The organism is Brevirhabdus pacifica (genome assembly GCF_002797755.1).
Taxonomy (GTDB): Bacteria; Pseudomonadota; Alphaproteobacteria; order Rhodobacterales; family Rhodobacteraceae; genus Brevirhabdus; species Brevirhabdus pacifica.
This window is the reverse complement of sequence record NZ_PGFI01000012.1, coordinates 216,605-243,032: the sequence shown is the minus strand read 5'-3', so window position 1 is coordinate 243,032 and position 26,428 is coordinate 216,605. Positions and strand designations below refer to the sequence as shown.

23 protein-coding genes are annotated in these 26,428 nt (G+C 67.9%); 15 read left to right on the top strand and 8 right to left on the bottom strand.

What is annotated here, in order from left to right; all coding sequences use genetic code 11:
* Positions 1–22 precede the first annotated feature (22 nt).
* Positions 23–1,594 carry a PhnD/SsuA/transferrin family substrate-binding protein gene (locus CLV77_RS10640; protein ID WP_076980576.1) on the bottom strand — a complete coding sequence of 524 codons (1,572 nt, stop codon included), beginning with the start codon at positions 1,592–1,594 and terminating at the stop codon, positions 23–25.
* Positions 1,595–1,752: 158 nt separating this feature from the next.
* Here CLV77_RS10640 and CLV77_RS10635 point away from each other — a divergent pair, with 158 nt between their 5' ends.
* From CLV77_RS10635 to CLV77_RS10570, 14 genes are all read left to right on the top strand, one after another.
* A complete protein-coding gene (locus tag CLV77_RS10635) occupies positions 1,753–2,919 on the top strand; it encodes a peptidoglycan glycosyltransferase FtsW (protein WP_076980577.1) in 1,167 nt (388 codons plus the stop codon).
* A gap of 1 nt (position 2,920) precedes the next feature.
* The gene (gene murG / locus CLV77_RS10630; protein WP_076980578.1) at positions 2,921–4,027 is read left to right on the top strand and encodes an undecaprenyldiphospho-muramoylpentapeptide beta-N-acetylglucosaminyltransferase; all 1,107 of its coding nucleotides are present in this window, start codon (positions 2,921–2,923) and stop codon (positions 4,025–4,027) included.
* Complete coding sequence (gene murC / locus CLV77_RS10625; RefSeq protein WP_076980579.1) at positions 4,024–5,427, top strand: UDP-N-acetylmuramate--L-alanine ligase; 1,404 nt, start codon at positions 4,024–4,026, stop codon at positions 5,425–5,427. The genes murG and murC overlap by 4 nt, the downstream gene beginning before the upstream one ends.
* A gap of 67 nt (positions 5,428–5,494) precedes the next feature.
* Entirely contained in the window at positions 5,495–5,836 is a 342-nt protein-coding gene (locus CLV77_RS16745; protein WP_076980580.1) for a DUF2484 family protein, read from the top strand.
* On the top strand, positions 5,836–6,075 hold the full coding sequence (locus CLV77_RS10615; protein ID WP_321174933.1) for a DUF2484 family protein: 240 nt from the start codon (positions 5,836–5,838) through the stop codon (positions 6,073–6,075). Before CLV77_RS16745 ends, CLV77_RS10615 begins: the two co-directional genes overlap by 1 nt.
* Entirely contained in the window at positions 6,072–7,049 is a 978-nt protein-coding gene (murB, locus tag CLV77_RS10610) for a UDP-N-acetylmuramate dehydrogenase (protein ID WP_233128006.1), read from the top strand. Before CLV77_RS10615 ends, murB begins: the two co-directional genes overlap by 4 nt.
* 96 nt (positions 7,050–7,145) lie before the next feature.
* On the top strand, positions 7,146–8,060 hold the full coding sequence (locus tag CLV77_RS10605) for a D-alanine--D-alanine ligase (RefSeq protein ID WP_197685745.1): 915 nt from the start codon (positions 7,146–7,148) through the stop codon (positions 8,058–8,060).
* Complete coding sequence (locus tag CLV77_RS10600) at positions 8,048–8,941, top strand: cell division protein FtsQ/DivIB (protein WP_076980583.1); 894 nt, start codon at positions 8,048–8,050, stop codon at positions 8,939–8,941. The genes CLV77_RS10605 and CLV77_RS10600 overlap by 13 nt, the downstream gene beginning before the upstream one ends.
* The gene (ftsA, locus tag CLV77_RS10595) at positions 8,938–10,272 is read left to right on the top strand and encodes a cell division protein FtsA (RefSeq protein WP_076980584.1); all 1,335 of its coding nucleotides are present in this window, start codon (positions 8,938–8,940) and stop codon (positions 10,270–10,272) included. The genes CLV77_RS10600 and ftsA overlap by 4 nt, the downstream gene beginning before the upstream one ends.
* A 178-nt stretch (positions 10,273–10,450) precedes the next feature.
* Entirely contained in the window at positions 10,451–12,082 is a 1,632-nt protein-coding gene (gene ftsZ / locus CLV77_RS10590; protein WP_076980585.1) for a cell division protein FtsZ, read from the top strand.
* Positions 12,083–12,314: 232 nt separating this feature from the next.
* Positions 12,315–13,259: a UDP-3-O-acyl-N-acetylglucosamine deacetylase gene (gene lpxC / locus CLV77_RS10585; protein ID WP_076980586.1), complete on the top strand. Its 945-nt coding sequence runs from the start codon at positions 12,315–12,317 to the stop codon at positions 13,257–13,259.
* 121 nt (positions 13,260–13,380) lie between these two features.
* Positions 13,381–14,247: an outer membrane protein assembly factor BamD gene (locus CLV77_RS10580; RefSeq protein ID WP_076980587.1), complete on the top strand. Its 867-nt coding sequence runs from the start codon at positions 13,381–13,383 to the stop codon at positions 14,245–14,247.
* A 34-nt stretch (positions 14,248–14,281) separates the two neighbouring features.
* Complete coding sequence (gene recN, locus CLV77_RS10575; protein ID WP_076980588.1) at positions 14,282–16,012, top strand: DNA repair protein RecN; 1,731 nt, start codon at positions 14,282–14,284, stop codon at positions 16,010–16,012.
* A gap of 327 nt (positions 16,013–16,339) precedes the next feature.
* Positions 16,340–17,947, top strand: coding sequence for a chloride channel protein (locus CLV77_RS10570; protein WP_083707938.1), 1,608 nt, complete (start codon positions 16,340–16,342; stop codon positions 17,945–17,947).
* A gap of 17 nt (positions 17,948–17,964) precedes the next feature.
* On the opposite strand, the gene CLV77_RS10565 is transcribed toward CLV77_RS10570, so the two are convergent.
* From CLV77_RS10565 to CLV77_RS10540, 6 genes are all read right to left on the bottom strand, one after another.
* The gene (locus tag CLV77_RS10565; RefSeq protein WP_076980589.1) at positions 17,965–18,306 is read right to left on the bottom strand and encodes a DUF427 domain-containing protein; all 342 of its coding nucleotides are present in this window, start codon (positions 18,304–18,306) and stop codon (positions 17,965–17,967) included.
* A gap of 80 nt (positions 18,307–18,386) precedes the next feature.
* Complete coding sequence (locus CLV77_RS10560) at positions 18,387–20,201, bottom strand: aminopeptidase P family protein (protein ID WP_076980590.1); 1,815 nt, start codon at positions 20,199–20,201, stop codon at positions 18,387–18,389.
* Positions 20,202–20,280: 79 nt separating this feature from the next.
* Positions 20,281–22,155, bottom strand: a complete 1,875-nt coding sequence (cobT, locus tag CLV77_RS10555) for a cobaltochelatase subunit CobT (RefSeq protein WP_076980591.1) — start codon at positions 22,153–22,155, stop codon at positions 20,281–20,283.
* Positions 22,156–22,238: 83 nt separating this feature from the next.
* Entirely contained in the window at positions 22,239–23,225 is a 987-nt protein-coding gene (gene cobS, locus CLV77_RS10550) for a cobaltochelatase subunit CobS (RefSeq protein ID WP_076980592.1), read from the bottom strand.
* Positions 23,226–23,485: 260 nt separating this feature from the next.
* Complete coding sequence (locus CLV77_RS10545; RefSeq protein ID WP_076980593.1) at positions 23,486–24,694, bottom strand: histidine kinase dimerization/phosphoacceptor domain -containing protein; 1,209 nt, start codon at positions 24,692–24,694, stop codon at positions 23,486–23,488.
* A 213-nt stretch (positions 24,695–24,907) separates the two neighbouring features.
* Positions 24,908–25,540 (bottom strand): J domain-containing protein, encoded by a 633-nt coding sequence (locus CLV77_RS10540; RefSeq protein WP_076980594.1) that lies wholly within the window; start codon positions 25,538–25,540, stop codon positions 24,908–24,910.
* Positions 25,541–25,613: 73 nt separating this feature from the next.
* Between CLV77_RS10540 and CLV77_RS10535 the strand changes: the two genes are divergently transcribed.
* A complete protein-coding gene (locus CLV77_RS10535) occupies positions 25,614–25,871 on the top strand; it encodes a BolA family protein (protein ID WP_076981187.1) in 258 nt (85 codons plus the stop codon).
* 44 nt (positions 25,872–25,915) lie between these two features.
* Here CLV77_RS10535 and CLV77_RS16365 read toward each other — a convergent pair whose 3' ends face one another.
* The gene (locus CLV77_RS16365) at positions 25,916–26,422 is read right to left on the bottom strand and encodes a hypothetical protein (RefSeq protein ID WP_076980595.1); all 507 of its coding nucleotides are present in this window, start codon (positions 26,420–26,422) and stop codon (positions 25,916–25,918) included.
* Positions 26,423–26,428 lie beyond the last annotated feature (6 nt).

The following is a 26,428-nucleotide window of genomic DNA, read 5'->3' as shown; positions in this document are numbered from 1 at the left end:
TTAACGTATGTAAAGTAATAAGTTACGCGTCTGCCGCTTTTGCCGCCAATTCGACCGAATTGCGCACATCGTACTTCCGGATCAGATGTCCACGATGGAATTCCACGGTTTTGGGGCTGATCCCGAGGCGCCTTGCGATCTGCTTGGTGGTCAGGCCCTGGCGCACCATGGCAAGCACCTGAGCCTCGCGCCGGGTGAGCTGTGGGGCGGGGATCGCCTCGGCCGGCGGTTCGGGGTCCGCCTCGGGGGGCGAGGCGTGTTCGGCCGGGAAGGGGGCGGCCCGGGGGGCGGTGGCGTGGTGATCCAGGGACGCGCCGGCGGACCGGGCCAAGCGGTGGCGCAGCAGGACCGCCGCCACGCCCGCAAGCACCAGCAGGAATGCCAGCAAGCTCACCAGCGCCGGGATCCGCCAGGGCCGGGCGGGGGCGGGTTGGTGGCGTTCGGCCAGCACCTCGCGCACCAGGCTGTCGGGCATCGGCGTGTGCCATCCGCCGTAATTGCCGGCCACCGCGGCGCGGTGATGCAGCGGCAACTCCAGCAGGGCGACGGTCACCCGCTTGCGCGTCTCGGGGTCGAGGCGGGGGGCCGCGCCGATCCCCCATTCGGGGAAAAGCATGGTCGAGACCATGGGATCGAAACCCGGGATGCGCAGGGCGTTGAGCAGGCGGATCTCGTCGCCGGCGATCTGGCCGCTGGCGACCATGTCCTCGATGATGCCGGTGCGCACGGTTCCCGCGTCGACCTCGCCGTCGATCACCGCGTGCACGATCCCGCTTTGGGGAAAGCCCATGTAGACGATGTTCTCGAGGTCGCGCTCGGGGTCGATCCCGTTGCGCCGCAGGGTATGATAGGCGATCAGATAGCCCCCGAAGGCCGAGGGCGAGACCGCGGCCATCGTGCGCCCCTTCAGATCGCTCAGGGAGCGGGGGGCATCGTCGGTCGCGCGGGTGAAGATGACCGAACCGAAGCGGTTGCCGGTGGCCGGACGCCCGGGGCGGTCGGTGGCCAGGGTGGCCATGGGGGCCAGGCGATAGGGCCCTTCGAGGTCGACGAAATGACCGGGGTTGGTCAGAACCAGATCCAGCCGCTCGGCCTCGAGCGCGGAGCGCAGACCGTCCAGCGACAGCGCCGTCAGCTCAACGGGGCGGCCGAGGCGCCGTTCCAGGTAGATCGCCGTCTGGTGCCAGCGGCTCAGCGTCGCCTCGGCCCCGCGCGGCGCCAGCACCCCAAGCTGAAGCGGCACCGGCGGCTGGGTCCGGGCCGCGTCGCCCGCGTCGCCGCGCACCTGGGCGGTGTCGCCGACCGGCGATTGGTCGATCCCCGGCACGCGGGCCTCGCGCGCCGCCTCGGCCGGGTGGCGCACGCCGCTGCCCATCAAAACCGTGCCCGGCGGCAGGTCATAGACCATGTGCAGCCCGGTGTAGGGGCCGGTATAGGGAAAGGCCGGGCTGTTCGCGAAGACGCCCTCTTCGGGGCGGGGGACCTCGGACATCCGCTGCTGGGCTTGCGCAAGGCAGGCCCAGGCCAGGAGTCCGCCCGTCGCGAACAGCGCGCCGGAAAGGCGCGCAAGGGGATGCCGAGGCTGAAAAATCATCGTCGGATGATGTGCCGCCGCCGTTTCCCTGTCCAGTCGGAGGATGCAATCTTTCTTGGGGCGCGCGGGCTGTTTCGCTGGCGGCTGAGGCAAAAATACGCTACAGTTTTTTCCAGACCCGGGCAAACGGGCAACAGTGGCAGTGCAGGCGATAAATTATGACAGAGATGGCTTTCGGCACGGTTCCCGTGCAGTCCGGCGAACCCGTTATCCCCCGTTGGTGGCGCACGATCGACCGCTGGTCGCTGACGTGCATCCTGGTCCTGATGGGCGCGGGCTTGCTGCTTGGCTTGGCCTCCTCGCCGCCGCTGGCGTCGCGAAACGGCCTTGATCCCTTTCATTACGTGACCCGACAGGCGTTTTTCAGCGGCCTGGCGATGGTGGCGATCCTGCTGGCCTCCATGATGCCGCCGGCCATGGTGCGCCGGGTGGGCGTGATCGGCTTTCTCGCGGCCTTCGCGGCGCTGGCGCTTCTGCCCTTCTTCGGGACCGACTTCGGCAAGGGCGCGACGCGGTGGTATTCGCTGGGCTTCGCCTCGGTTCAGCCGTCGGAATTCCTCAAGCCGGGCTTCGTTATCCTGACCGCGTGGCTGATCGCCGCAGGGCAGGAAATCAACGGTCCTCCGGGGCGAACCTTCAGCTTTGCCGTGGCGATCATCGTCGTCTCGTTCCTGGCGCTGCAGCCCGACTTCGGCCAGGCCAGCCTGATTCTCGCGGCCTGGGGTGTCATGTATTTCGTCGGCGGCGCCTCGATCGTGCTGCTGTCGGGTCTGGCCGGGCTCGTCGCGCTGGCCGGCACTTTCGCCTATAACGGGTCCGAGCATTTCGCCCGCCGCATCGATGGCTTCCTGTCGCCCGATGTCGATCCGCGCACCCAGATCGGTTACGCCACCAACGCCATTCAGGAGGGGGGCTTCTTCGGGGTCGGCGTCGGCGAGGGGTCTGTGAAATGGTCGCTGCCCGATGCGCACACCGATTTCATCATCGCGGTCGCGGCCGAGGAATACGGCCTCATCATGGTGCTCTTCATCGTCTTTCTCTACCTGGTCATTACGGTCCGTTCGCTGGTGCGCCTGATGCGCGAGCGTGATCCCTTCACGCGGCTGGCGGGCACGGGGCTGGCGACACTTTTCGGGCTTCAGGCCTTCATCAATCTCGGGGTGGCGGTGCGTATCCTGCCCGCCAAGGGCATGACGCTGCCCTTCGTCAGCTACGGCGGCTCCTCGTTGATTGCAGGCGGGTTGGCGGTCGGTATGCTGCTGGCTTTGACCCGCAGCCGCCCGCAGGGCGAGCTTGGGGACATCCTGCTGACCCGTGGAAGGTAATATGCCCGCCGAACAGAAGCTTATCGTCATCGCCGCCGGGGGAACCGGCGGCCACATGTTCCCCGCCCAGGCCCTGGCCGAAGCCCTTCTCGAGAGGGGGTGGCGGGTCAAACTCTCCACCGATGCGCGCGGCGCGCGCTATACCGGCGGATTTCCGCAGGCCGTCCAGATCGAACAGGTGCCCGCCGCGACCTTCGCGCGGGGCGGCATCCTGGCCAAGGCGGGCGTGCCGCTGCGCCTGGGCGCGGGTGTGATGTCGGCCATGGCCGCGATGCGCCGCGACCGGCCCTCGGTGGTGGTGGGTTTTGGCGGCTACCCGGCGTTTCCGGCGATGGCGGCCGCATGGCTGATGCGCCTGCCGCGCATGTTCCATGAACAGAACGGCGTTCTGGGCCGGGTCAATCAGGTCTTCGCCCGCAAGGTCGACGCCATCGCCTGCGGCACATGGCCCACGACCCTGCCCGACGGGGTCGAGGGGGTCTATACCGGCAACCCGGTTCGGGCGGCGGTGCTGGAACGCGCCGGCGCGGCCTATATCCCGCCGGGCGACTACCCGCTGAGCGTGGTGGTGATCGGCGGCAGCCAGGGCGCGCGCATCCTGTCGGACGTGGTGCCCGACGCCTTGGGCCAGGTGCCCGAGGCCCTGCGCGCCAACCTGCGCGTCGCCCACCAGGCCCGGGCCGAGGACATGGACCGCGTTGCCGGGCGTTACCGCGAGTTGGGGATCGATGCCGAGGTGGCGCCCTTCTTCGACGACGTGCCGCGCCGCTTCACCGAGGCACAGCTCATCATCTCGCGCGCGGGGGCCAGCTCGGTCGCCGATATCTCTGTCATCGGGCGTCCCTCGATCCTGATCCCGCTGGCCGCCGCCATCCGCGACGAGCAAAGCGCCAACGCCCGCGCGCTGGGAGAATCCGGCGCCGCCGTCGTTTTGTCGGAAACCGAAACCACTCCGCCCGCGTTGGCCGGACATGTCACGGCCATACTCTCCGATCCCACAGCCGCGTTGAAGATGTCGCAAGAGGCATCCAAACTGGGCCGGCCCGACGCCACAGAGCGTCTGGTCGAGATGGTCGAGACCCTGTCCAACAAAGGGAAGAACGAATGAACGCTGCCACCAAGCTGCCCACGCAACTGGGACCGATCCATTTCGTGGGCATAGGCGGGATCGGCATGTCCGGCATCGCCGAGGTGCTGTTGAACCACGGCTATTCGGTCCAGGGCTCTGACCTGAAGGGCAGCAAGATCACCGAGCGGCTGGAAGGCCTGGGAGCCGTCATCTTCGAAGGCCAGAAAGCCGAGAACCTTCAGAACGCGGCCGTGGTCGTGATCTCGTCGGCGATCAAACCCGGCAACCCCGAGCTGGACGAGGCCCGCGCCCAGGGCCTGCCCGTCGTTCGCCGCGCCGAGATGCTGGCCGAGCTGATGCGCCTGAAATCCAACATCGCTGTCGCCGGCACCCATGGCAAGACCACCACCACGACGATGGTCGCCACGCTGCTGGACGCGGGCGGGGTCGACCCCACGGTCATCAACGGCGGCATCATCCATGCCTATGGCTCGAACGCGCGGATGGGGCAGGGCGAATGGATGGTGGTCGAGGCCGATGAAAGCGATGGCACCTTCAACCGGCTGCCCGCCACCATCGCCATCGTCACCAACATCGACCCCGAGCATATGGAGCATTGGGGCGATTTCGACCGCCTGCGTCAGGGCTTCACCGATTTCGTCTCGAACATCCCGTTCTACGGTCTGGCTGTCTGCTGCACCGACCACCCCGAGGTGCGCAGCCTTGTGGGCCGCATCACCGACCGCCGGGTGCGGACCTTCGGCTTCAACGCCCAGGCCGACGTGCGCGCGGTCAACCTGACCTACGAGGCGGGCGTCGCGCATTTCGACATCGCCCTGCAATATGAGGACGAGGTGATCGAGGGCTGCACCCTGCCGATGCCCGGCGACCACAACGTCTCGAACGCGCTGGCCGCCGTTGCCGTCTCGCGCCATCTGGGCATGACCGCCGACGAGATCCGCGCAGCTCTTGCCGGGTTCAAGGGCGTCAACCGCCGCTTCACCCGCGTGGGCGAGGTCGACGGCGTTGCCATCATCGACGATTACGGCCACCACCCGGTTGAGATCGCGGCCGTGCTGAAGGCCGCCCGTCAGGCTTGCGAGGGGCGCGTCATTGCCGTCCACCAGCCGCACCGCTACTCGCGCCTGCATTCCCTGTTCGAGGATTTCTGCAGCTGTTTCCATGATGCCGACGTGGTCGCCATCGCCGAGGTCTTTGCCGCCGGCGAGGATCCGATCGAGGGGGCAGGGCGCGACGATCTGGTCGCCGGGCTGATCCGCCACGGTCACCGCCACGCTCGTGCGTTGCTGAGCGAGGATGACCTGGAACGCCTGGTGCGTGAACAGGCCCGTCCGGGTGACATGGTCGTCTGCCTTGGTGCGGGCACCATCAGCGCCTGGGCCAACGGCCTGCCCCAGCGCCTGGAAAAGGCGGCCTGAGCTTGGCCGACCGGGCGCGGCGCGGGGATCAGCGGGGGGCGGCGGATAACGCCGCGCACCCGTCCCCGTGACGCCCTGGCTGATCACCTTCGCAAGCCTTTGGGTGCTGGCCTCGGCGGCAGTGGCGATGCTGCCGATGCGCCGACAGTACCTTCCCGGCATCGCCCTTCTACTGACCGCGCCGGTGCTGCTTGCCGCCCTGGTCTCGGGGCTGGGATGGGTGGCGGGACTTGCTTTCGGCTTTGCCGTCGCTTCCATGTATCGCAACCCGATACGCTATTTCTGGCGGCGGGCGCGGGGCCGCCCTGTCTCGCTTCCGCCGGAATTGGCTGCTAGGACCGTTCCGGCCGGCGGCCATCCGACCTCCCCGGCCCCGGGCCGGACCAAGATGCGAAAGGACCCTTCGTGATGCTCTCGATCGTGCTTGCCTGTCTTTGGGCGATCGCCGCCAACGTGCTGGCGATGATGCCTTCCCGGCGCAACCACTGGCCGCTGGCCTACGTGCTGATGGCCACGGGCGCGCCGCTGCTGGTGCTGATGTGGGTGCAGAACGGACCCTGGGGTGTTCTGATCCTGACGCTGGCCGCGGCCTCGATCCTGCGCTGGCCGCTGCGCTATGCCCTGCGCCGCGCGGGGCTGGCCCGATGAGCGGGGCCGGCAAGGCGGCGACGAAGGGGACAACCGCCCCCGCCATGCCCGAGGTGCGCGGCAACCTGACCGCCGACCGCCCCCTGGCCGACTTGACCTGGCTGCGGGTCGGGGGGCCGGCCGACTGGTTCTTCCAGCCCGCCGACCTCGACGATCTGCGTGCGTTCCTGCGGGACCTGCCCGAGAATGTTCAGGTGTTTCCCATGGGCGTGGGCTCCAACCTGATTGTGCGCGACGGCGGGTTGCGGGCCGTGGTGATCCGCATGGGGCGCGGCTTCAACGGGATCGAGATCGAGGGGAGCCGCGTCACCGCGGGTGTCGCCGCCCTGGACGCCCACGTGGCGCGCAAGGCTGCCGCCGCCGGCGTCGACCTGACCTTTCTGCGCACCATTCCCGGTGCCATCGGCGGGGCGGTGCGGATGAACGCGGGCTGCTACGGATCTTACGTGGCGGATGTCTTCGTCTCGGCCCGGGCCGTGACCCGGGCGGGCGAGCTGGTCACGCTGACCGCCGATGAGCTGAATTTCGCCTACCGTCAGACCGAACTGCCCGAGGGCTGGGTACTGGTCGACGCCACCTTCGAAGGCCCCTCCGGTGAGCCTGAGGTTTTGGAGCAGCGGATGACCGACCAGCTGGCCAAGCGCGACGCGACACAACCCACCAAGGACCGCACCGCAGGCTCGACCTTCCGCAATCCCGCTGGTTTCAGCTCCACGGGGCGCGCCGACGACAGCCACGAGCTGAAGGCGTGGAAGGTGATCGATGACGCCGGTATGCGCGGTGCGCGGCTGGGCGGGGCGCAGATGTCTGAAATGCATCCCAATTTTCTGGTCAACACGGGCGACGCCACCGCGGCGGACCTGGAGGGTCTGGGCGAGGAGGTGCGAAAAAAGGTTTTCCAAAACTCGGGCCTCACGCTACAGTGGGAAATCATGAGAGTGGGAGAACCCACCGACCCGAAACCGGGGCAATAGAAGCCCCGGTCAGCAGTGACCCCTCCGGGACAGGCACCCGGGAAAAAATCAATAGAAGGGCCGTTTCAAAGGCCCAGAACGCATAGAAGGCGGGTTATGTCGAGCAGGACAAGCCCCACAGTGGCGGTAGTGATGGGCGGCTCCTCGGCCGAACGCGACGTGTCGCTTTCGTCGGGACGCGAGTGCGCCAAGGCTCTGAAAGAGGCCGGATACCGGGTCGAGGTAATCGACGCCGGTCCCGACCTGGTGGAGCAGTTGCGCGCCGCCAAGCCCGACGTCGTTTTCAACGCGCTGCATGGCCGTTGGGGCGAAGACGGCTGCGTGCAGGGCGTGCTGGAATGGCTGCGCATCCCCTATACCCATTCGGGCGTGCTTTCCTCGGCCCTGGCCATGGACAAGATCAAGGCCAAGGAGGCCTACGAGGCCGCCGGCCTGCCAGTTGCCCAAAGCCGCATCGCCGGGCGGGACGAGATCGAGGCCGGCCACGTGCTGCCGCCGCCCTACGTGGTCAAACCCGTCGCCGAGGGCTCTTCGGTCGGTGTTTTCCTGATCATGGAGGAAAGCGACGCACCGCCCCGCCTCAACGCCGAGATGCCCGAGCGGCTGATGGTCGAAACCTTCGTGCCGGGGCGGGAGCTGACGACCACGGTGATGGGCGACCGCGCCCTTGCCGTGACCGAGATCCTGACCGACGGCTGGTACGATTACGACGCCAAATACGTCGCCGGCGGCTCGCGCCATGAGGTGCCTGCCGATCTGCCGCCCGAGATCACCCAGGCCTGCCTGGATTATGCCCTGCGCGCCCATGAATGCCTGGGCTGCCGGGGCGTCAGCCGCACCGATTTCCGCTGGGACCCCGAACGGGGGCTGGCGGGGCTGTTCCTTCTGGAAACCAACACCCAGCCGGGGATGACGCCCACCTCGCTCGTGCCCGAGCAGGCCGCGCACCTTGGCATTTCGTTTCCCGAACTGGTTCGCTGGATGGTGGAGGACGCTTCGTGCAACCGCTGATCCTGGATCGCAAATCGGCCATCAAGCGCGACCCCGCCCCGTCGCGCGTGGCCTACCGGCTGCAACGTCTCTGGCTGACACCGATGTTCCGCTCGCTGCTGCGCACGGGCGTTCCGGCCTTCCTGGTGGTGGGGGCGGCGGCGATCTTCGTCAGCGACGAGGCCCGGGTCGATATGCTGACCCAGAAGGTCACCGACATCCGCCGCTCGGTCGAAGAGCGGCCCGAGTTCATGGTCAACCTGCTGACCCTCGATGGTGCCTCGGACGAGGTGGCCCAGGACATCCGCGAAATCCTTCCCCTCGATTTCCCCGTCAGCTCCTTCGACCTCGATCTCGAGGAGATGCGCCAGACCGTGCTGGGCCTGGACGCCGTTCTGGACGCGCAGCTTCGGGTGCGCTCGGGCGGCATCCTCGACATCGCCGTGACCGAACGGGTGCCCGTCGTCGTCTGGCGCAGCCGCGACGCGGTCGAGCTTCTGGATGTCGCCGGCCACCGGGTCGCCCCGATCACCACCCATCGCTTTTCCACCGACCTGCCCATCATCAGCGGCGAGGGCGCCGACCGCGCCGTCGCCGAGGCGCTGCGTCTGCTGGAAAGCGCTTCGGTGCTGGGTGAGCGTGTGCGCGGGCTGGTGCGCATGGGCGAACGGCGCTGGGACCTGGTTCTGACCGGGGATCAGCGCATCCTGCTGCCCGAGACACAGCCCGAACTGGCGCTGGAGCGGGTCCTGGCCCTGCACCAGGCGCGCGAACTTCTCAGCCGGGACATCGTGGCCGTCGACATGCGCCACGGCAAGCGGCCAACGATCCGGCTGACAGAACACGCCGTCGAGGAAATGCGGCGGATGAAGAATATCGAACTGGGAGAAAACCGCGGATGACCGACCTTTATCGCTCTCAACGTGCGATGCGGAACATGCGCCAGGCGGCAATGCAGCGTGGTGTCGTGGCCATTCTGGACGTGGGCACCTGGAAGGTGGCCTGCCTGATCCTGCGGTTTGACGGCCCCGAGCGTTTCCGCGCCGACGATGGCGTCAGCTCCATGGCCGGGCAATCGAGCTTCCGGGTCATCGGCGCCGCCACCACCCGCTCGCGCGGGGTGCGCTTCGGCGAGATCGACGCCATGCAGGAGACCGAGCGCGCCATCCGCACCGCCGTGCAGGGCGCCCAGAAGATGGCCAACGTGCGGGTCGATCACGTCATCGCCTGTTTCTCGGGGGCAGAGCCGCGCTCCTACGGCCTTTCGGGCGCGATCGAGCTTCAGGACACCACCGTGACCGAGCCCGACATCGGGCGGGTCATGTCGGTCTGTGACGTGCCCGACTACGGCGAGGGGCGCGAGGTGCTGCACGCGCAGCCCGTGAACTTCGCCCTCGATCACCGGGCGGGCCTGTCGGACCCGCGCGGCATGATCGGTCACCGCCTCGCGGTGGACATGCACATGCTGACCGTCGACCGCTCGGCCATCCAGAACCTGATCCACTGCGTCAAACGCTGCGATCTGGAACTGGCCGGCATCGCCTCGTCGGCCTATTCCAGCGGCATCGCGGCCATGGTCGAGGACGAGCAGGAGCTGGGCGGCGCCTGCATCGATCTGGGGGGCGGGGCGACCGGCATCTCGGTCTTCCTCAAGAAACACATGATCTACGCCGACGCCGTGCGCATGGGCGGCGAGCACGTGACCACCGACATCTCCAAGGGGCTTCAGGTCTCGATGGCCGCGGCCGAGCGGATCAAGACCGTGCATGGTGGCGCCATGGCCACCGGCATGGACGACCGCGACATGATCGAGATCGGCGGCGATACCGGCGATTGGGATCACGACCGCCGCGCCGTCAGCCGCGCCGAGGTCATCGGCATCATGCGCCCCCGGATCGAGGAGATCCTGGAAGAGGTGCGCGAGCGCCTGGACGCCGCGGGGTTCGAGCACCTGCCCAGCCAGCAGATCGTCCTGACCGGCGGCGGCAGTCAGATCCCGGGCCTCGAGGGGCTTGCCAGCCGCATCCTGGGCCAGCAGGTGCGCCTGGGTCGCCCGCTGCGCGTCCAGGGCCTGCCACAGGCTGCGACAGGGCCTGCATTCGCCTCGGCTGTGGGGCTGTGCCTCTTCGCCACGCGTCCCCAGGACGAGTGGTGGGATTTCGACATTCCGGCCGAGGGATACCCGGCCAGGTCGATCAGGAGAGCGATGAAATGGTTCAAGGACAACTGGTAGACACCAGATTTGGGTCCGCCGGCAAAATACCGCCGGAAGGACATGGGTTTAAGGCCATATTTTGTGGCGATTCGTCGTTTTTTCCGTGACGAGTCTGCGCTTTCCCGGTAGGATCGCGCATTAAGTGAGGGAAAAGGCGTGCAATGACACGCGGATCAAAAATACAGGCGGACTGACAATGACATTGAATTTGATGATGCCCGACCAGAACGAACTGAAGCCACGCATCACCGTATTCGGGGTCGGGGGTGCCGGCGGCAACGCGGTCAACAACATGATCGAGAAGCAGCTGGACGGCGTCGAATTCGTTGTCGCCAACACCGATGCCCAGGCACTGCAGCAGGCGCAGGCGACGAGCCGCGTGCAGATGGGCGTCAAGGTCACCGAAGGTCTGGGTGCAGGCGCCCGTCCGGCAGTCGGCGCCGCCGCCGCCGAGGAGAGCATCGAGGAGATCGTCGATCACCTGGCCGGTGCGCACATGTGTTTCATCACCGCCGGCATGGGCGGGGGCACCGGCACCGGCGCCGCGCCGATCATCGCGCAGGCCGCCCGTGAGCTGGGCGTTCTGACCGTCGGCGTCGTGACCAAGCCCTTCCAGTTCGAGGGTGGCAAGCGGATGCGCCAGGCCGAGGAGGGCGTCGAGGCCCTGCAGAAGGTCGTGGACACGCTGATCATCATTCCGAACCAGAACCTGTTCCGCCTCGCCAATGAAAAGACCACCTTCACCGAGGCGTTCAGCCTGGCCGACGACGTGCTCTACCAGGGCGTCAAGGGCGTGACCGACCTGATGGTCCGTCCGGGCCTCATCAACCTCGACTTCGCCGACGTCCGCGCCGTCATGGACGAGATGGGCAAGGCCATGATGGGCACCGGCGAGGCCGATGGCGAAGATCGCGCCGTCCAGGCCGCCGAAAAGGCCATCGCCAACCCGTTGCTGGACGAGATCAGCCTGCGCGGCGCCAAGGGTGTTCTGATCAACATCACCGGCGGCCACGACCTGACCCTGTTCGAGCTGGACGAAGCCGCCAACCGCATCCGCGAAGAGGTGGATCCCGACGCCAACATCATCGTCGGCTCGACCCTCGACACCGAGATGGAAGGCAAGATGCGCGTCTCGGTCGTCGCCACCGGCATCGACGCGTCCGACATGCACCTCGAGGTTCCGGTCCCGCGCCGCAGCCTGGCCAAGCCGCTGCAGGCCGAGCCTGCGCCCGCCGCCGCCGCTCCGGTCCAGACCCCGGCCCCAGTTGCCATGTCCTCGGGTGGCGCTGCCGCCGCGGCCGTGGCCCGCGCCGAGCCCGAGCACATGGAAGAGCCCTCGCTCTTCCAGGACCAGGAGGAGGCCGCGCCCGCCGACGACTTCTTCTCGGACCACCAGAGCTTTGCCGACGACGACCTGCCCGAACCCGTCTACCGTGACGAGCCCGAGGCACAGCCCGAGCCGGTCCAGCATTTCGAGGACGCCGCCGAGTTCGTGGCGCCGCGCGCCCGCGCCGCCGGTCAGCCCTCGCCCGAGGCGATGGCCCGCCTGAAGGCCGCCGTCAGCCGCATGCCCAAGCCCAACGAGGAACGGGCCCGGGTCGAGGCACTGGGTCGCCAGGAAGCACGCCCCGAGCATGGGGAGCGTCCGCGCTTCGGCATCAACAACCTCATCAACCGGATGACCGGCAGCGCCGAGGAAGAACCCCGGCACGAGCCCGAGCGTCTGCGCCCCCAGCACGCGCAGCAGCCCGCCCAGCGGCATGCGGAGATGGATGACGAGCAAGAGAAGATCGAGATCCCGGCTTTCCTCCGTCGACAGGCGAACTGACCTCGCAACCGCGTTCGCCGGTTGACAATCCAAAGGGCGCGCCTTGCAGGGTGCGCCCTTTTTCCAGCCTGATTTCAACGGGTTGGGCGGACGGGTCAGAAATCCTGCCCAAATCCGCCGATGATGTTACAAACCGTTGCAAAGATTGAGTTGAGATTGCCCCCTCCGATGGCCTTATTAGCCTCAGGGCGGACCCGCGTGTCCGCTTTCGTCGCGCCCCGGGGGACCTTTCGTGCAAACCACGCTCAAGACCAGCATCGCCTTTGTCGGTACAGGCCTGCATTCCGGCAAGCCTGTCCGTCTGGTCATCCGCCCGGCCGCGGCCGATGCGGGCATTACCTTCCTGCGCCGTGACCTGATCGCCGGTGCGTCCGACACGGACGCGTCCGACGCCGCGACCATCCCGGCCCTGTGGCACCTGGCCGAGCAGTCGCCGCTTTGCACTCGTCTGGTCAATGCCGCCGGCGCCAGCGTCTCGACGGTCGAACATGTGATGGCCGCCCTGGCGGGCTGTGGCGTGCACAACGCCCTGGTCGAGGTTGACGGCCCCGAGGTTCCGATCCTGGACGGCAGCGCGCGTCCCTTCGCCGCCGCCATTCTCAAGGCCGGGCTGACCACGCTTGAAGCCCCCATTCGCGCGATCCGCATCCTGCGCCCCGTCGAGGTTGCGCGCGGTGGCGCATGCGCCCGCCTGTCGCCCGCCGACACGCTGACCATCCGTTTCGACATTTCCTTCCCCGACGCGGCCATCGGCCAGCAGTCCAAGACCCTGAAAATGTCCAACGGCGCCTTCCTGCGCGAACTGGCTGACAGCCGCACCTTCTGCCGCCAGGCCGATGTCGAGGCCATGCAGGAGCAGGGGCTTGCCCTGGGTGGCACCTATTCCAATGCCGTTGTCGTCGACGGCGAGAAGGTCCTTTCGCCCGGCGGCCTGCGCCATGCCGACGAGGCCGTGCGCCACAAGATGCTGGATGCCCTGGGCGACCTGATGCTGGCCGGCGCGCCGATCCTGGGCCTTTATGAAGGCGACCGGGCTGGTCATTCGCTGACCAACGCGCTGCTGCGGGCGCTCATGGCCGATCGCGGTGCGTGGGAGCTGGTTGAATGCGATGCCGAGGCGGCCGACCGCCTGCCGGGCTGCAACATCCGCCCGGCCGATCTGGCGGCTGTTGCCTAACCGATCGGGCCACGGCATAAACCGCCCCAAAGGCGTTTTGCCCCCCGTTTTTCTGTGTTAGGAAATTCTCAGCAAAGCGGGCCAATGGGTTCGGCGCAATCGTGGGTGAGGTTTGCAGCATATGGCTCTGGTCAGGCGGGTTTCTTCGGCTGTCACTCTTGTCTCGGTCCTGGCGCTTGCCGGCTGTGGCGACAGCGGCGGCCTGGGTCTGGGCGATCTCTTTGCCACGGCCCCCGAGGCGAGCGATGAGGCGCTGACGCCCGAAGCCCTGTTCGAGAAGGCAGAGTTCCAGCTTTCCTCGTCCGAGCCCGACCGCGCGGCCACCACCTTCGCCGAGGTCGAGCGGCTGTATCCCTATTCCGAGCTGGCCAAGCGCGCGATCATCATGCAGGCCTTCGCCTATCATCAGGACAAGGACTACGAGAACAGCCGCGCCTCGGCGCAGCGCTATATCGAGTTCTATCCCGCCGACGAGGACGCGGCCTATGCCCAGTACCTCCTGGCGCTCAGCTATTATGACCAGATCGACGAGGTCGGGCGCGACCAGGGGCTGACCTTCCAGGCCCTCCAGGCCCTGCGCACGGTGATCGAGCGTTATCCCGACAGCGAATATGCCCGCTCGGCCATCCTGAAATTCGACCTGGCCTTCGACCATCTCGCCGCCAAGGAGATGGAGATCGGTCGCTACTACCTCAAGCGTGGCCACTACGCCGCCGCCATCAACCGCTTCCGCGTGGTGGTCGAGGAGTTCCAGACAACGACCCAGACCGCCGAGGCGCTGCACCGCCTGGTCGAGGCCTACCTGTCGCTGGGGCTGGATGCCGAGGCGCAGACCGCCGGCGCCATCCTGGGCCACAACTTCAAGTCCACCGAATGGTACGAGGATAGCTATCGCCTGCTGACCGGGCGGGGACTGAAGCCCCAGTCCATCGGTGACAACTGGCTGTCCGCGATCTACCGGCAGGTGGTCCGGGGCGAATGGCTCTGATCCTGCCTTAGGCAAAGGGACGGAAACCCGATCGATGCTGCGCAGCCTCGACATCCACGACATGCTTATCATCGACCGGCTGGAACTTGCGTTTCAGCCAGGGCTGAACGTGCTGACCGGCGAGACCGGCGCCGGCAAGTCGATCCTGCTGGATTGCCTGGGCTTCGTGCTGGGCTGGCGGGGCAGGGCCGAGCTGGTCCGTCAGGGTGCCCAGCAGGGCGAGGTGGTGGCAGTCTTTGACCTGCCGCCGGGCCATGCCGCCCGGGAAATCCTGGCTGAGGCGGGCCTGCCCGACGAGGAGCCCGAGTTGATCCTGCGCCGGGTCAACGGGCGCGACGGGCGCAAGACCGCCTGGGTCAACGACCGCCGCACCAGCGGCGAGGTCCTGCGCCGCCTGTCGGAAACGCTGGTCGAGCTTCATGGTCAGCATGACGACCGTGGCCTGCTGAACCCGCGCGGGCACCGCCGCCTGCTGGACCAGTTCGGCGATCTTGAAGAGATGGTCGGCGCCACCCGCAAGGCGTGGCGCGGCCTGGCCAGCGCGCGCGAGGCGCTGGAGGCTGCCGAGAAGGCCATCGCCGCCCTGCGCCAGGAAGAGGATTACCTGCGCCACGCGGTCGAGGAGCTGGACAAGCTGGACCCGCAGCCGGGCGAGGATGCCGAGCTCGACACCGCCCGCCGCCGGATGCAGGCCGCCGGCCGCATCCGCGAGGATGTCGTGCGTGCCCACCATGCGCTGGGTTCGGACGGGGTCGAGACGGTGGTTCTGGACGCGCTGCGCTGGCTGGAGGGGGCCCAATCCCGCGCGGCGGCCAGCGCCGACAAGGGCGCCGATGGCGGCCCCGACGCCTCGGCTGATGATGGGGCAGAGGGGGCGGGGGATCCCGCCATGACCCTCGACGCACCGATCGAGGCGCTTGGCCGACTTCTGGCAGAGCTGGGCGAGGCGCAGCAGGGGGTCAAGGACGCCCTGCGTGATCTTTCGTTCGACGATCAGGAGCTTGAGCGGGTGGAGGAACGCCTTTTCGCCCTGCGCGGCCTGGCCCGCAAGCATGACGTGACCCCCGATCAGCTTGGCGATTTCGCCGAAACCCTGCGCCAGCGCCTGGCCGCCCTCGATGCGGGCGGCGCGGACCTGGAGCGACTGCGCGCCGCGCTGGACGAGGCGCGCCAGGCCTACGACGCCGCCGCCGCGACCCTGGGAAAGGCCCGGCGCAGCGCTGCCGCGACGCTGGACGCCGCCATGGCCGCCGAGTTGGCGCCGCTGAAGATGGAGCGCGCGCTTTTCGCCACCGAGATTACCGAGGATGAGCCCGGTCCCGAGGGGCGCGATCTGGTGACATTCTCGGTCGCGACAAACCCGGGCGCCCCCGCCGGGCCGCTGAACCGCATCGCCTCGGGCGGGGAACTCAGCCGTTTTCTCTTGGCGCTGAAGGTCTGCCTGACCACGGGTGTCTCTGGCCTGACGATGATCTTCGACGAGATCGACCGCGGGGTCGGCGGGGCCACCGCCGACGCGGTGGGCCGCCGCCTGGCGGCGCTGTCGCAGGACGCGCAGGTGCTGGTTGTCACCCATTCGCCCCAGGTGGCGGCGCTGGGGGCGCATCATTGGCGGGTCGAAAAGACCGTCGCGGACGAGGTCACGACCTCGACCGTCGTGCCGCTGGCCCCCGAAACGCGGGTCGACGAGATCGCGCGGATGCTGGCCGGCGACACCGTGACCGAGGCGGCCCGCGACGCGGCGCGCGCCCTCTTGCGGGCCTGAACCGGCGCCATTAACCCTCACCGGACCATCGCTGGCAGGCCCTTGGCGCGCGGCCCCGGTTTGCGTGACATTTATCCTGCGATCTGAACTCCTTGTGCGCCGTGCCTCTTTCGGCCCGGGCGCCCATGTTCTAAAGCTTCGACTGCGACCCGGGGCGCGGCCACGCGCCCGGGCGGGTCACAGTCGGCCAGGGCGGACCGGGGCGCCCGGGTTCGGGAATTTTCCTCCGGCAGGACGGAGGGCCGGCGCTTGGCAGATTTCGGTCGCAATGCCCTTCTTACCGCAATCGAGGATGTGGCGCAGAACCTGCGCGACGGCTGGACGCTGATGCGGTGTCACGGGCCGGGCCGCATGCAGTTCTGGTTCATCGCGCTGCTGATCGGCATCGTCGGCGGGGCCGTCGCCGTGGGGTTCCGGCACGGCATCTCGTTCCTGCAAAGCTTGTTCTACCGGGTCCAGGATGTCGAACGGGCCGCCGCCGCCGGCACCTTGCCCTGGTGGCTGGTGCTGATCGTGCCGATCCTGGGCGGGCTGACCGTCGGGCTGATGATGCGCTTTTTCTCGAACACCGGGCGGGTGCAGGGCGTGGCCGACGTGATCGAAGGGGCGGCCATGTACGACGGCCGGCTGCGGGGCAAGGCGGGGATCGCCTCGGCGCTGGCGTCGCTGCTGACCCTCTCCTCGGGCGGCTCCACGGGGCGCGAGGGGCCGGTGGTGCATATCGCCGGCGTCATCTCGTCCTGGGTGTCGGACCGCATCCGCGCCGACGGGATCACCGGGCGCGACCTGATGGGGTGCGCGGTGGCGGCCGCGGTCTCGGCCTCGTTCAACGCGCCGATCGCGGGGGCGCTTTTCGCGCTGGAAGTGGTGCTGCGCCACTTTGCCGTGCATGCCTTCGCCCCCATTGTCATCGCCTCGGTCGCGGGCACGGTGGTCAACCGCCTGGCCTTCGGCGACGTGACTGAATTCACCCTGTCGACCGCCACGGCGCTGGAATTCTACGTCGAGCTTCCGGCCTTCCTGATCCTCGGGCTGGTCTGCGGCTTGCTGGCGGTCGTGCTCATGCGCTCGATCTTCTGGGCCGATGCGACGGGCGACCGGATCCAGGAGGTGACGGGCCTTCCCAACTGGATCCGCCCGGCGGTGGCGGGCGCCTTGCTGGGCCTGATGGCGATCGGCTTTCCCCGGATCATCGGCGTCGGATACGAAACGACCTCGGCGGCGCTGACGGGCCGGTTCCTGTTTCAGGAGGCCGTGGTTTTCGCCGTCCTCAAGGTGGCTGCGGTCGCGATCACCATGGGCGGACGGATGGGCGGCGGCATCTTCTCGCCCTCGCTGATGCTGGGGGCGCTGACGGGGTTGGCCTTCGGGCAGGTGGCAACGGGGATCTTCCCGGCCGTTTCAGGATCCGAGACGCTTTATGCGCTGGCGGGGATGGGGGCGGTCGCGGCGGCGGTTCTGGGCGCGCCCATCTCGACCACGCTGATCGTGTTCGAGCTGACGGGCGACTGGCAGACGGGTCTGGCGGTGATGGTGGCGGTCTCGACCTCGACGGCGCTGGCAAGCCGGGCGGTGGACCGGTCCTTCTTCCTGACCCAGCTTGAGCGGCGCAATGTTCACCTGGCCGCCGGACCCCAGGCCTATCTGCTCTCCATGTTCAGCGTCGCGAAGGTGATGCGGCCCGTGGGCGGTGCCGGTTCGGCCGCCGAGGAGGATTGCTGGGACCTGGTCGAGGAGGGGGTCTATGTCGACGCCAACTCGACCCTGGAAGCAGCGATGCCGATGTTCGAAAGGGCAAACCTGACGTTCATCCCCGTCGTGACCCTGGGGGGCGAGGACAGCCCGCCCGAGCTTTGGGGCGCGCTTTTCCAGGTCGATGCGCTGAAGGCCTACAACCGCGCCCTCGCGGCCACCGCCGCCGAGGAGCACGGCTAGGCTTCAGCCGCGCGCGGTCACAGTTGTTCGACCGCGATCTTGTCACTCTTGTAGAAGGCCAGATGCCCCTTGATCGGGGACACTTGGTCCAGCGGCTCCTCGTAGGACCAGGCCGCGTCCTTGATCAGCGCGCTTTTGGTCTGGATCGAGAAATACTTCGCCTCGCCCTTGCGGGGGCAGGTCGTGCGCGTATCCGACGGGTCGAGGAAGGCCATCGCGATATCCTCGCGCGGGAAGTAAATGACGGGGGGATAGTCGCCCTCGACCAGTTCCAGCGCATTCTTGCTTTCCCCGATCACGGCGCCGCCGGCGCGAACCACCCATTTGCCGGATGCCTTGTGAACGCTCACGTTTTCCATGCGCCAGATGCTCCCTCAATTCTCAGCCAGAGGGCGCAGACTAGCGACTAAGCGGGCCGCGTCAAAGGATCATTTCCGCGTCAGATCGGCGCGGTGGCGGCACGCAGCCAGGCGGCGTCGCTTTCGTCCAGCCGGGGCAGCAGAACGCGCGCCACCTCGGCGTGATAGGCGTCAAGCCAGGCGCGTTCCTCGGTGTCCAGCAGGTCGGGATCGACCAGGGCACGGTCGATCGGCGCCAGGGTCAGCGTCTCGAATTCCAGCATTGCCCGGGCGTCGCCGCCGGGCACAGGGCCCGCCGCACGCACCACGACCAGGTTCTCGATACGGATGCCGAAGGCCCCCTCGCGGTAATAGCCCGGCTCGTTCGACAGGATCATGCCCGGGACCAGGGCCACCTCGCCGGTGCGCGCCAGGCGCTGCGGCCCCTCGTGCACCGACAGGTAGGAGCCGACGCCATGGCCGGTGCCATGCCCGTAATCCATGCCCGCGCGCCACAGCGCGATGCGGGCCAGCGCATCGAGGTCGCGCCCCGCCAGCCCCTCGGGCCAGCGCGCGCGCGACAGGTTTATCATCCCCTTGAGGACCAGCGTGAAAAGGCGCCGATGTTCGCCCGAGGGCTGGCCGATGGCGACGGTGCGGGTGATGTCGGTGGTGCCGTCGGCATATTGCCCGCCCGAGTCGACCAGAAGCAGGTTGTCGCGTTCCAGGGGGCGGTTGCTGTCGGTCGTCACCCGGTAATGCACGATGGCGCCGTTGGGGCCGGTGCCGGCGATGGTCTCGAACGAGATGTCGCGCAGTTCTCCGCTTTCGGCGCGAAACCCCTCCAGCCGTTGGATCACGTCGATCTCTGTCAGCGGGGCGGCGGCCTCCTCGCGGGTGTTGCGGTCCAGCCAGGCCAGGAAACGGACCATGGCGACGCCGTCGCGCTGGTGGGCGGCGCGGGCGCCCTCAAGCTCGACCGCGTTCTTGCGCGCCTTGGGCAGGGCGCAGGGGTCTGCCCCCTCGACCACGGTGATGCCGGCGGCCTCAAGCAGGGTTCCGACGGCAACGGGGGCGGTGGCCGGATCAAGGCGGACCGGCCCCTCAAGCGCCTTGAGGGCGGGCGCGAAATCCTCGGGCGGGGCAATGCGGACCTGCTTGCCAAGATGCTCTTCCAGCCCCACCAGCTTGGCCGGCGCCGCGAAGAGGTCGACCGCGCCATCCTGGTGCAGGATGGCAAAGCCATGCATCACCGGCACGCGGGGGATGTCACCGCCGCGAATGTTCAGCAGCCAGGCGATGCTGTCGGGCTGGGTCAGAACGGCGGCGCGGGCGCCTCCGTCCGAAAGGGCGCGGGCGCAATCGGCGCGCTTTTCCTCGTGCGACAGGCCCGCCAGTTCGATGGGGTGGGCGCGGGCGGCGGCGGCGGGGGGCGCGGGCTGATCCTCCCACATACCGTCAATCGGGTTGGCGTCCAGCGCCCGCAGCAGGATGCCCGATCCTTCCAGCCCCTGCCTCAGCCGCGCGATCTCGCCCATCGTGTGGAGCCAGGGATCGAAACCGATGGTGCCGCCCTCGGGCAGTGCTTCGCGCAGCCAGGCGGCGGGCTGCACCTCGGGCCAGTCGACTGGGGTGAAATGCGACAGGGCCACCTGAGCGCGGACCTGAAGCCGGTAGCGCCCGTCTACAAAGACGCCCGCGCGGTCGCGCAGCACGATGGCGAACCCCGCGGAGCCGGTGAAGCCCGTCAACCACGCCAGCCGCTCGTCCCGGGGGGCGACGTATTCGCCCTGGTGGGCGTCGGCCTTGGGCACAAGGAAGCCGTCCAGCCCCTGGTCGGCCAGCGTCGCCTGAAGCCGGGCCAGCCGGGCCGGACCGTTGGCGGGTGTCGAAGTGACCTCGAACTGCTGGAACACGCGGACTCTCCTGTCTGGAATTGGAGCGGGTGGGGAAAGTGGGACGGCGCCGCGCCCGCCGGGGGCGCGGCGCGACCGGTCAGGCGTTGCGGATGCCCTTAAGCCGGGCCTTGCCGCGCGGGTCGCGATCAAAAAGCGAGGCCAGCTGCTCGGTCATCGCGCCGGCAAGCTGTTCGACATCGGTGATCGTGACCGCCTTGCCGTAATAGCGGGTCACGTCGTGACCGATACCGATGGCGATCAGTTCGACCGCCTTGCGCTTTTCGACCATCGCGATCACGTCGCGCAGGTGCTTTTCCAGATAGTTTGCGGGGTTGACCGAGAGGGTGCTGTCATCCACCGGCGCCCCGTCCGAGATCACCATCAGGATCTTGCGCGCCTCGGGGCGACCGACCATGCGGCGGTGCGCCCATTCCAGCGCCTCGCCGTCGACGTTTTCCTTCAGCAGACCTTCCTTCATCATCAAGCCCAGGTTGGGGCGGGCGCGGCGCCAGGGGGCGTCGGCGCGTTTGTAGATGATGTGGCGCAGGTCGTTCAGGCGGCCGGGCTGCTGCGGGCGGCCCTCGGCCAGCCATTTCTCGCGGCTCTGGCCGCCTTTCCAGGCGCGGGTGGTAAAGCCCAGGATCTCGACCTTGACCTGACAGCGTTCCAGCGTCCGGGCCAGCACGTCGGCGCAGATCGCCGCGATCGAGATCGGCCGTCCCCGCATCGAGCCTGAGTTGTCCAGCAGCAGCGTCACCACCGTGTCGCGGAACTCGGTGTCGCGCTCGGTCTTGAACGACAGGGGCGTGGTCGGGTTGGCCACCACGCGCGCCAGACGGCCCGCATCCAGCGTGCCTTCCTCAAGATCGAACTCCCAGCTGCGGTTCTGCTGGGCCTGAAGCCGGCGCTGAAGCTTGTTGGCCAGCCGCGAGACCGAACCTTTCAGCGGCTCGAGCTGCTGGTCGAGATAGGCGCGCAGGCGCTCCAGCTCGGCGGGCTCGGCCAGATCCTCGGCGCGGATCTCCTCGTCGAACTCGGCGTGGAACACCTGGTAATGGGGATCCGCCTCGCTGGGCGGGGCGGGGGCGGGCGGCTCCATCGGGGCCTCGCCGTCGGGAAGTTCGGCGGCCTCGGCGTCGTCGCTGGGGTCACTGTCGTCCATCGACAGCTGTGCTTGGGCGGCGTCCTGCTGCTGATCCTGGCTTTGCTCGGGGGCGGCGTCGGCGTCCTGTTCGTCGTCTTCCTGGTTCTCCTGGCCGCTGCTCTCGGCGTCGTCCTCGTCCTCCTCGGACTGGCCCTCGTCTTCCTGGTCGTCGTCGGCGGCGTCGGGATCCTCGCCCAGCTGGTCGCCGTAGCCAAGGTCATCGATGACCTGGCGGGCAAAGCGGGCGAAGGCGCGCTGATCGCTCAGCGCCTCGTCTAGGTTCTCGAGGGTGGGGGCGGCCTGTTCCTCGATGAAGCCGCGCCACAACTCCATCACGTTCTGGGCGCCGGGGGGCAGGGGGCGGCCGGTGGCCAGGTGGCGCACCAGATAGCCCGCCGCAACCGCCAGCGGCGCGTCGGAGGCTTGGGTGATCTGGGCATAACCCTTGCGCGCGGCCTCGTCGGCGACCTTGGCGTCGATGTTGCCGGCGGTGCCGGGCATGACGCGGGCACCCATCGCCTCGCAGCGGGCGGTCTCCATCGCCTCGTAGATGTCGCGCGCCATCGTGCCCCGGGGCACGTAGCGGTTGTGGGTGGCCTCGTCGTGGAACTTGTGGCGCAGGGCGTAGGCGTCGGCGGTGCCGCGCGCCAGCATGACCTCGTCGCGGCTCATGCGGCGGCTGACCTGGGGCAGGCGGACCGTGTCGTTAACCAGGCTGGGCGGGTCGACCGAGTAGGAGACCGTGAGGTCGGGGTCGTCCGCCATGACCTTGGTGGCCTCGGCAAGGGCCTTCTTGAACGGATCGGCCGGGTTGTCAGACTGCTTCATGGTCGGGCCTCCTGCGCCCGGGGGCGGCGGGGTGGCGGGGAAAGAGGGCGCGACGCTGGCCGCGCCCGGCGATCAGCCCGGTTTCAGCCCAGGCTCATCGAGGCGGCGCTTTCGGGCAGTTCCTCGTCAAAGCAGCGCTGATAGAACTCGGCCACGGTCTGGCGCTCCAGCTCGTCGCACTTGTTCAGGAACGAGACCCGGAAGGCATAGCCCACGTCGCGGAAGATCTCGGCGTTCTGGGCCCATGCCAGCACCGTGCGCGGCGACATGACGGTCGACAGGTCGCCGTTCATGAAGGCGGTGCGCGTCAGGTCGGCCACGGTCACCATCTGACCGATGGTGCGGCGCCCGGCGGCGGTGTTGTAATGGGGGTTCTTGGCCAGCACGATCGCGGTTTCCGCGTCATGGCTCAGGTAGTTCAGGGTGGCGACCAGCGACCAGCGGTCCATCTGACCCTGGTTGATCTGCTGGGTGCCGTGGTAAAGGCCGGTGGTGTCGCCCAGGCCCACGGTGTTCGCGGTCGCGAAGATGCGGAAATAGGGGTGGGGCGTGATCACCTTGTTCTGGTCCAGCAACGTCAGCTTGCCGTCCACTTCCAGAACCCGCTGGATGACGAACATCACGTCGGCGCGGCCGGCGTCGTATTCATCGAAAACGATGGCAGTGGGGGTGCGCAGCGCCCACGGAAGGATGCCTTCCTGGAACTCGGTGACCTGCTTGCCGTCCTTGAGTTTGATCGCATCCTTGCCGATCAGGTCGATCCGGCTGATGTGGCTGTCGAGGTTGACGCGCACGCAGGGCCAGTTCAGCCGCGAGGCGACCTGTTCGATATGGGTGGACTTGCCCGTGCCGTGGTAGCCCTGGATCATCACGCGACGGTTGTGGCTGAAGCCGGCCAGGATCGCCAGGGTCGTGTCGGGATCGAACTTGTAGGTCGAATCCAGTTCCGGGACGCGATCGGTGCGATCCGCGAACCCCTTCACCTTCATGTCCGTATCGATGCCAAAAACCTCGCGAACCGACAGTTCCTCGGTGGGTTTCGCCGACAATTCCATAGCGCCATCTGCCATAATGCGTTTCCTCTATCCCGGCCGGCGCCCGCCTGCAGGCGCGCCAGCAGCGTTGGGATGCAACATATCTTGCCCAAGGGCAAGGGAAAGGCCCAATTGCACCCTCGCGGCCCACTTTCGAGGGCGGAGGTGGAGGATCGCAGCAAGCTTTGCGCGGGGTCCCGGATTGATCCGCATAGGACCGCCCGTCGAGGGGCGAGGGTGGCCATGTGCTTCGACGCGGCCCGGTCCCGGCCAATGGGGTAGGCCCCCCGGTCGGGTCAGCCGACGGCGGAGCGGGCCGCGAGGGGTTCGGCCTGGACCGCGCTGGGCCTGCCGCGCGGAATGACCAGCGTCAGCGAGGTGCCCGGCGCCTCGTCCCCGGTTTCCACCGATGCGCCGATCTGCCGCGAGATCGCGTCGATGATCCGGCTTCCCAGCCCGGCGCCGCTGCTGTCGGGCGACGCCTGGGCGCGTCCGACGCCGTTGTCGGCGAGGCATACGCGCAGGGTGTCGGGTTCTTCGATGGACAAGGTCACGTCGACCCGGCCCAGGCGGTCGCCGACAAAGGCGTGCTTGAGCGAGTTGGCGATGAACTCGTTGATGATGATCCCCAGCGACGAGGCGAATTGCGTGTTCACCACGTAGGAGGGGGCGTCGACGGCGATATTGATGTTCGAGGGGGCGGCAATCTCAAGCTCGCGCACCAGGCTGGGCACGTAATGGGCAAGGTCAACGGTGTTGGTGGCCCGGGCGCGGCCCAGCTCGGAGTGCACCGATGCGATGGCGTTGACCCGACCACGCGCCTCGTTGAGGGCGTCGCGCACGTTCTCGTCCTCTGTCCGGCTGGCCTGGAGCGACAGGAAGGCGCTGACCTGCTGGAGCGAGTTCTTGACCCGGTGGTCGATCTCGAGCTTCAGCGTCTCGCTCATTTCCAGCGCATGTTCGAGGCGCTTGGCCTTTTCCTCGTAGGCGCTGGACAGGCGGCGGGTCTCGATCAGGGCGGCGCGCAGGTCCAGTTCCTTGATGACACGGCGCGACAGGATCGACAGCGCGTTGCGCTGGGTCTCGGTCAGGGTGCGGGGTTCCTTGTCCAGCACGCACAGGGTGCCCAGCGGCAGGTCGCCTTCGCCCAGCAGGGGGGCGCCGGCGTAAAAGCGCATCCGCACGTCGGGATCGTCGACCAGCGGGTTGTCGGCGGTGCGGGCATCCAGGGTCGTGTCGTTGATCTCGAAAACACCCTGGTGCAGCAGGGCGTGGGAGCAGACCGATTTCTCCAGCCCGGTTTCCCGGGCCTCCAGCCCGACCTTGGCCTTGAACCACTGGCGGTCGCGATCGACAAAGCTGATGAGGGCGATGGGAACCTGGCAAATCTCTGCGGCCAGGGCCACGATATCGTCGAAATCGGCCTCTTCCTCGGTGTCGAGGATGCCCAGGGCACGCAATTTCGCGAGACGCTCCGCCTCCTGCGGGTGTTTGTCAGCAAGCATCGAACCGTCCTTTGCAAACTCGAAGTTGCCCCGGGGCTTGGCAGCATCTGCGCATGGCGCCCGGGGTGGCGTTCCGAATGATCGATCGGATGGTGGATAACCGGAAGCGATCCTAGTGGCTGGACCGCTTCAGGTAAAGGGCGCTTGGCCTTACGCAGGGGCAACCTGGGCGTTGCCGGGGCACTTTGCCCGAAAATCGGGCAGGGCGCGGGGTCACTCGCGGAAGTTGCGGCTGACCTTGATCTGGTCCCAGGCCCAGACGACTTCCTGGAGACGCTCTTCGTCGGAACGGTCGCCGCCGTTCATGTCGGGGTGCAGAACCTTGATCAGTGACTTGTACTGCTTGCGCACCTCGGCCTTGGTCCAGTGGTCGCGCGCCTCGAGGATCTCGATCGCGCGACGCTCGGTGGCGGGCAGGCGGCGGGTGCCGGTGACCGATTTGCCGGGGTTGCGGGTCGCATTCTCGCCCAGCACCTGGTGGGGGTCGTCGACCCCCAGCCGGGCCCAGGCCCGCTGTTCGTCCGAGGTCTTGCCGAAAGGCTTGGTCTCGCGCTCCCAGACCCGGTCCTTGTCGACCTGGTCCATGTATTCCTCTTCGGTGGCGCCGTTGAAGAAGTTCCATTTCAGGTTGTACTCGCGGACGTGGTCCTTGCAGAACCAGAAGTAGTCGTCCAGCGTATCGGGGGATTTCGGAGCCCTGTACTGCCCGGCCTCCTCGCATCCGGCGTGTTCGCACTGTCTCCGCGATGTCTCGAAGGCGCCGGACATGCCGCGCCGTCCCCGCGTTCGTTTCTTCTTGTCGGAAGAAACGGACAGGTCGAATCCGAATGGATCGTTTTTAGTCATGAAGCTCACCTTTCCGACTCGGGTCCGCGAGTTTAAGGCTTTTGACAGCAAGATGAAGGGGCCGGAGTTAAAAATGACCGTGACCGAAGAAATCCGAAACAGGCTTGAGGCGGGGCTGTCCCCGCGGCACCTCGAGATCGAGGATCAGAGCGAGGCCCACCGGGGCCACGCAGGCTTTCGCGAGGGGGGCGAAAGCCATTTCCACGTCGAGATCCACGCCGCGCAATTTGGGGGAATGTCGCGCATCGCCCGCCATCGCGCCGTGCACGAGGCGCTGGGCAAGGACCTGATGGGGCGCATCCATGCCCTGTCCCTGACGCTGGAGGAATAGGGGCCCGCGCGGGCGGGCCCGGTTCGGTCGCCTCGCGCGCGGCCTCAGCCACGCCCGCCGCTGCCGCGATCCTCGCCCTGAACCCGGGGGGCGCGACCGGGCTCGGCCTTGTCGCGGCTTTCGGGACGCGCCTCGACCGAGGAGGTGCGCGGCGCCTGGGCGCGGGGGGCGCTGCCGGCTGCGGCGGCGTCGTCCATCGGTGCCTCGTCTTCGTCGCCGTCGTCGGAGCCGGTGGCGCCACGCGCCGCCTGATCGCGTCCGGGCGCCGGCATCCGACTGTCGGCGCGGACCTGGCCCGCGCCGCGGCGGCCCTGCTCGGGCAGTTCGCGGCGGAAGATCATCATGTGCATGTCGGTCGTGGTCGAACCAAGCAGACCCGAGCGCTCGTCGCAGGGGAGCATGTCGGTACGGACATAATCCCAGCCGTCGGCGCCCATCTCGTTGAGGACCTCGCCCAGAGCATGGGCGAACTTGGCCTCGCGGCCCTTGACCCCCTTGCCGCTCTTGCCCTTGCGGGGCGCGGCGATGGCCGTGAACTCGTATCGGGGCATCCGGTC

What these genes read in the sequence shown, in the direction of transcription:
- CLV77_RS10640 (WP_076980576.1), bottom strand. Translation starts at nt 1,594, where the DNA reads ATGATTTTTCAGCCTCGGCATCCCCTTGCGCGCCTTTCCGGCGCGCTG.
- CLV77_RS10635 (WP_076980577.1), top strand. Translation starts at nt 1,753, where the DNA reads ATGACAGAGATGGCTTTCGGCACGGTTCCCGTGCAGTCCGGCGAACCC.
- murG (WP_076980578.1), top strand. Translation starts at nt 2,921, where the DNA reads ATGCCCGCCGAACAGAAGCTTATCGTCATCGCCGCCGGGGGAACCGGC.
- murC (WP_076980579.1), top strand. Translation starts at nt 4,024, where the DNA reads ATGAACGCTGCCACCAAGCTGCCCACGCAACTGGGACCGATCCATTTC.
- CLV77_RS10615 (WP_321174933.1), top strand. Translation starts at nt 5,836, where the DNA reads ATGCTCTCGATCGTGCTTGCCTGTCTTTGGGCGATCGCCGCCAACGTG.
- murB (WP_233128006.1), top strand. Translation starts at nt 6,072, where the DNA reads ATGAGCGGGGCCGGCAAGGCGGCGACGAAGGGGACAACCGCCCCCGCC.
- CLV77_RS10605 (WP_197685745.1), top strand. Translation starts at nt 7,146, where the DNA reads ATGTCGAGCAGGACAAGCCCCACAGTGGCGGTAGTGATGGGCGGCTCC.
- ftsA (WP_076980584.1), top strand. Translation starts at nt 8,938, where the DNA reads ATGACCGACCTTTATCGCTCTCAACGTGCGATGCGGAACATGCGCCAG.
- ftsZ (WP_076980585.1), top strand. Translation starts at nt 10,451, where the DNA reads ATGACATTGAATTTGATGATGCCCGACCAGAACGAACTGAAGCCACGC.
- CLV77_RS10580 (WP_076980587.1), top strand. Translation starts at nt 13,381, where the DNA reads ATGGCTCTGGTCAGGCGGGTTTCTTCGGCTGTCACTCTTGTCTCGGTC.
- recN (WP_076980588.1), top strand. Translation starts at nt 14,282, where the DNA reads ATGCTGCGCAGCCTCGACATCCACGACATGCTTATCATCGACCGGCTG.
- CLV77_RS10570 (WP_083707938.1), top strand. Translation starts at nt 16,340, where the DNA reads ATGCGGTGTCACGGGCCGGGCCGCATGCAGTTCTGGTTCATCGCGCTG.
- CLV77_RS10565 (WP_076980589.1), bottom strand. Translation starts at nt 18,306, where the DNA reads ATGGAAAACGTGAGCGTTCACAAGGCATCCGGCAAATGGGTGGTTCGC.
- cobT (WP_076980591.1), bottom strand. Translation starts at nt 22,155, where the DNA reads ATGAAGCAGTCTGACAACCCGGCCGATCCGTTCAAGAAGGCCCTTGCC.
- cobS (WP_076980592.1), bottom strand. Translation starts at nt 23,225, where the DNA reads ATGGCAGATGGCGCTATGGAATTGTCGGCGAAACCCACCGAGGAACTG.
- CLV77_RS10545 (WP_076980593.1), bottom strand. Translation starts at nt 24,694, where the DNA reads ATGCTTGCTGACAAACACCCGCAGGAGGCGGAGCGTCTCGCGAAATTG.
- CLV77_RS10540 (WP_076980594.1), bottom strand. Translation starts at nt 25,540, where the DNA reads ATGACTAAAAACGATCCATTCGGATTCGACCTGTCCGTTTCTTCCGAC.
- CLV77_RS10535 (WP_076981187.1), top strand. Translation starts at nt 25,614, where the DNA reads ATGACCGTGACCGAAGAAATCCGAAACAGGCTTGAGGCGGGGCTGTCC.
- CLV77_RS16365 (WP_076980595.1), bottom strand. Translation starts at nt 26,422, where the DNA reads ATGCCCCGATACGAGTTCACGGCCATCGCCGCGCCCCGCAAGGGCAAG.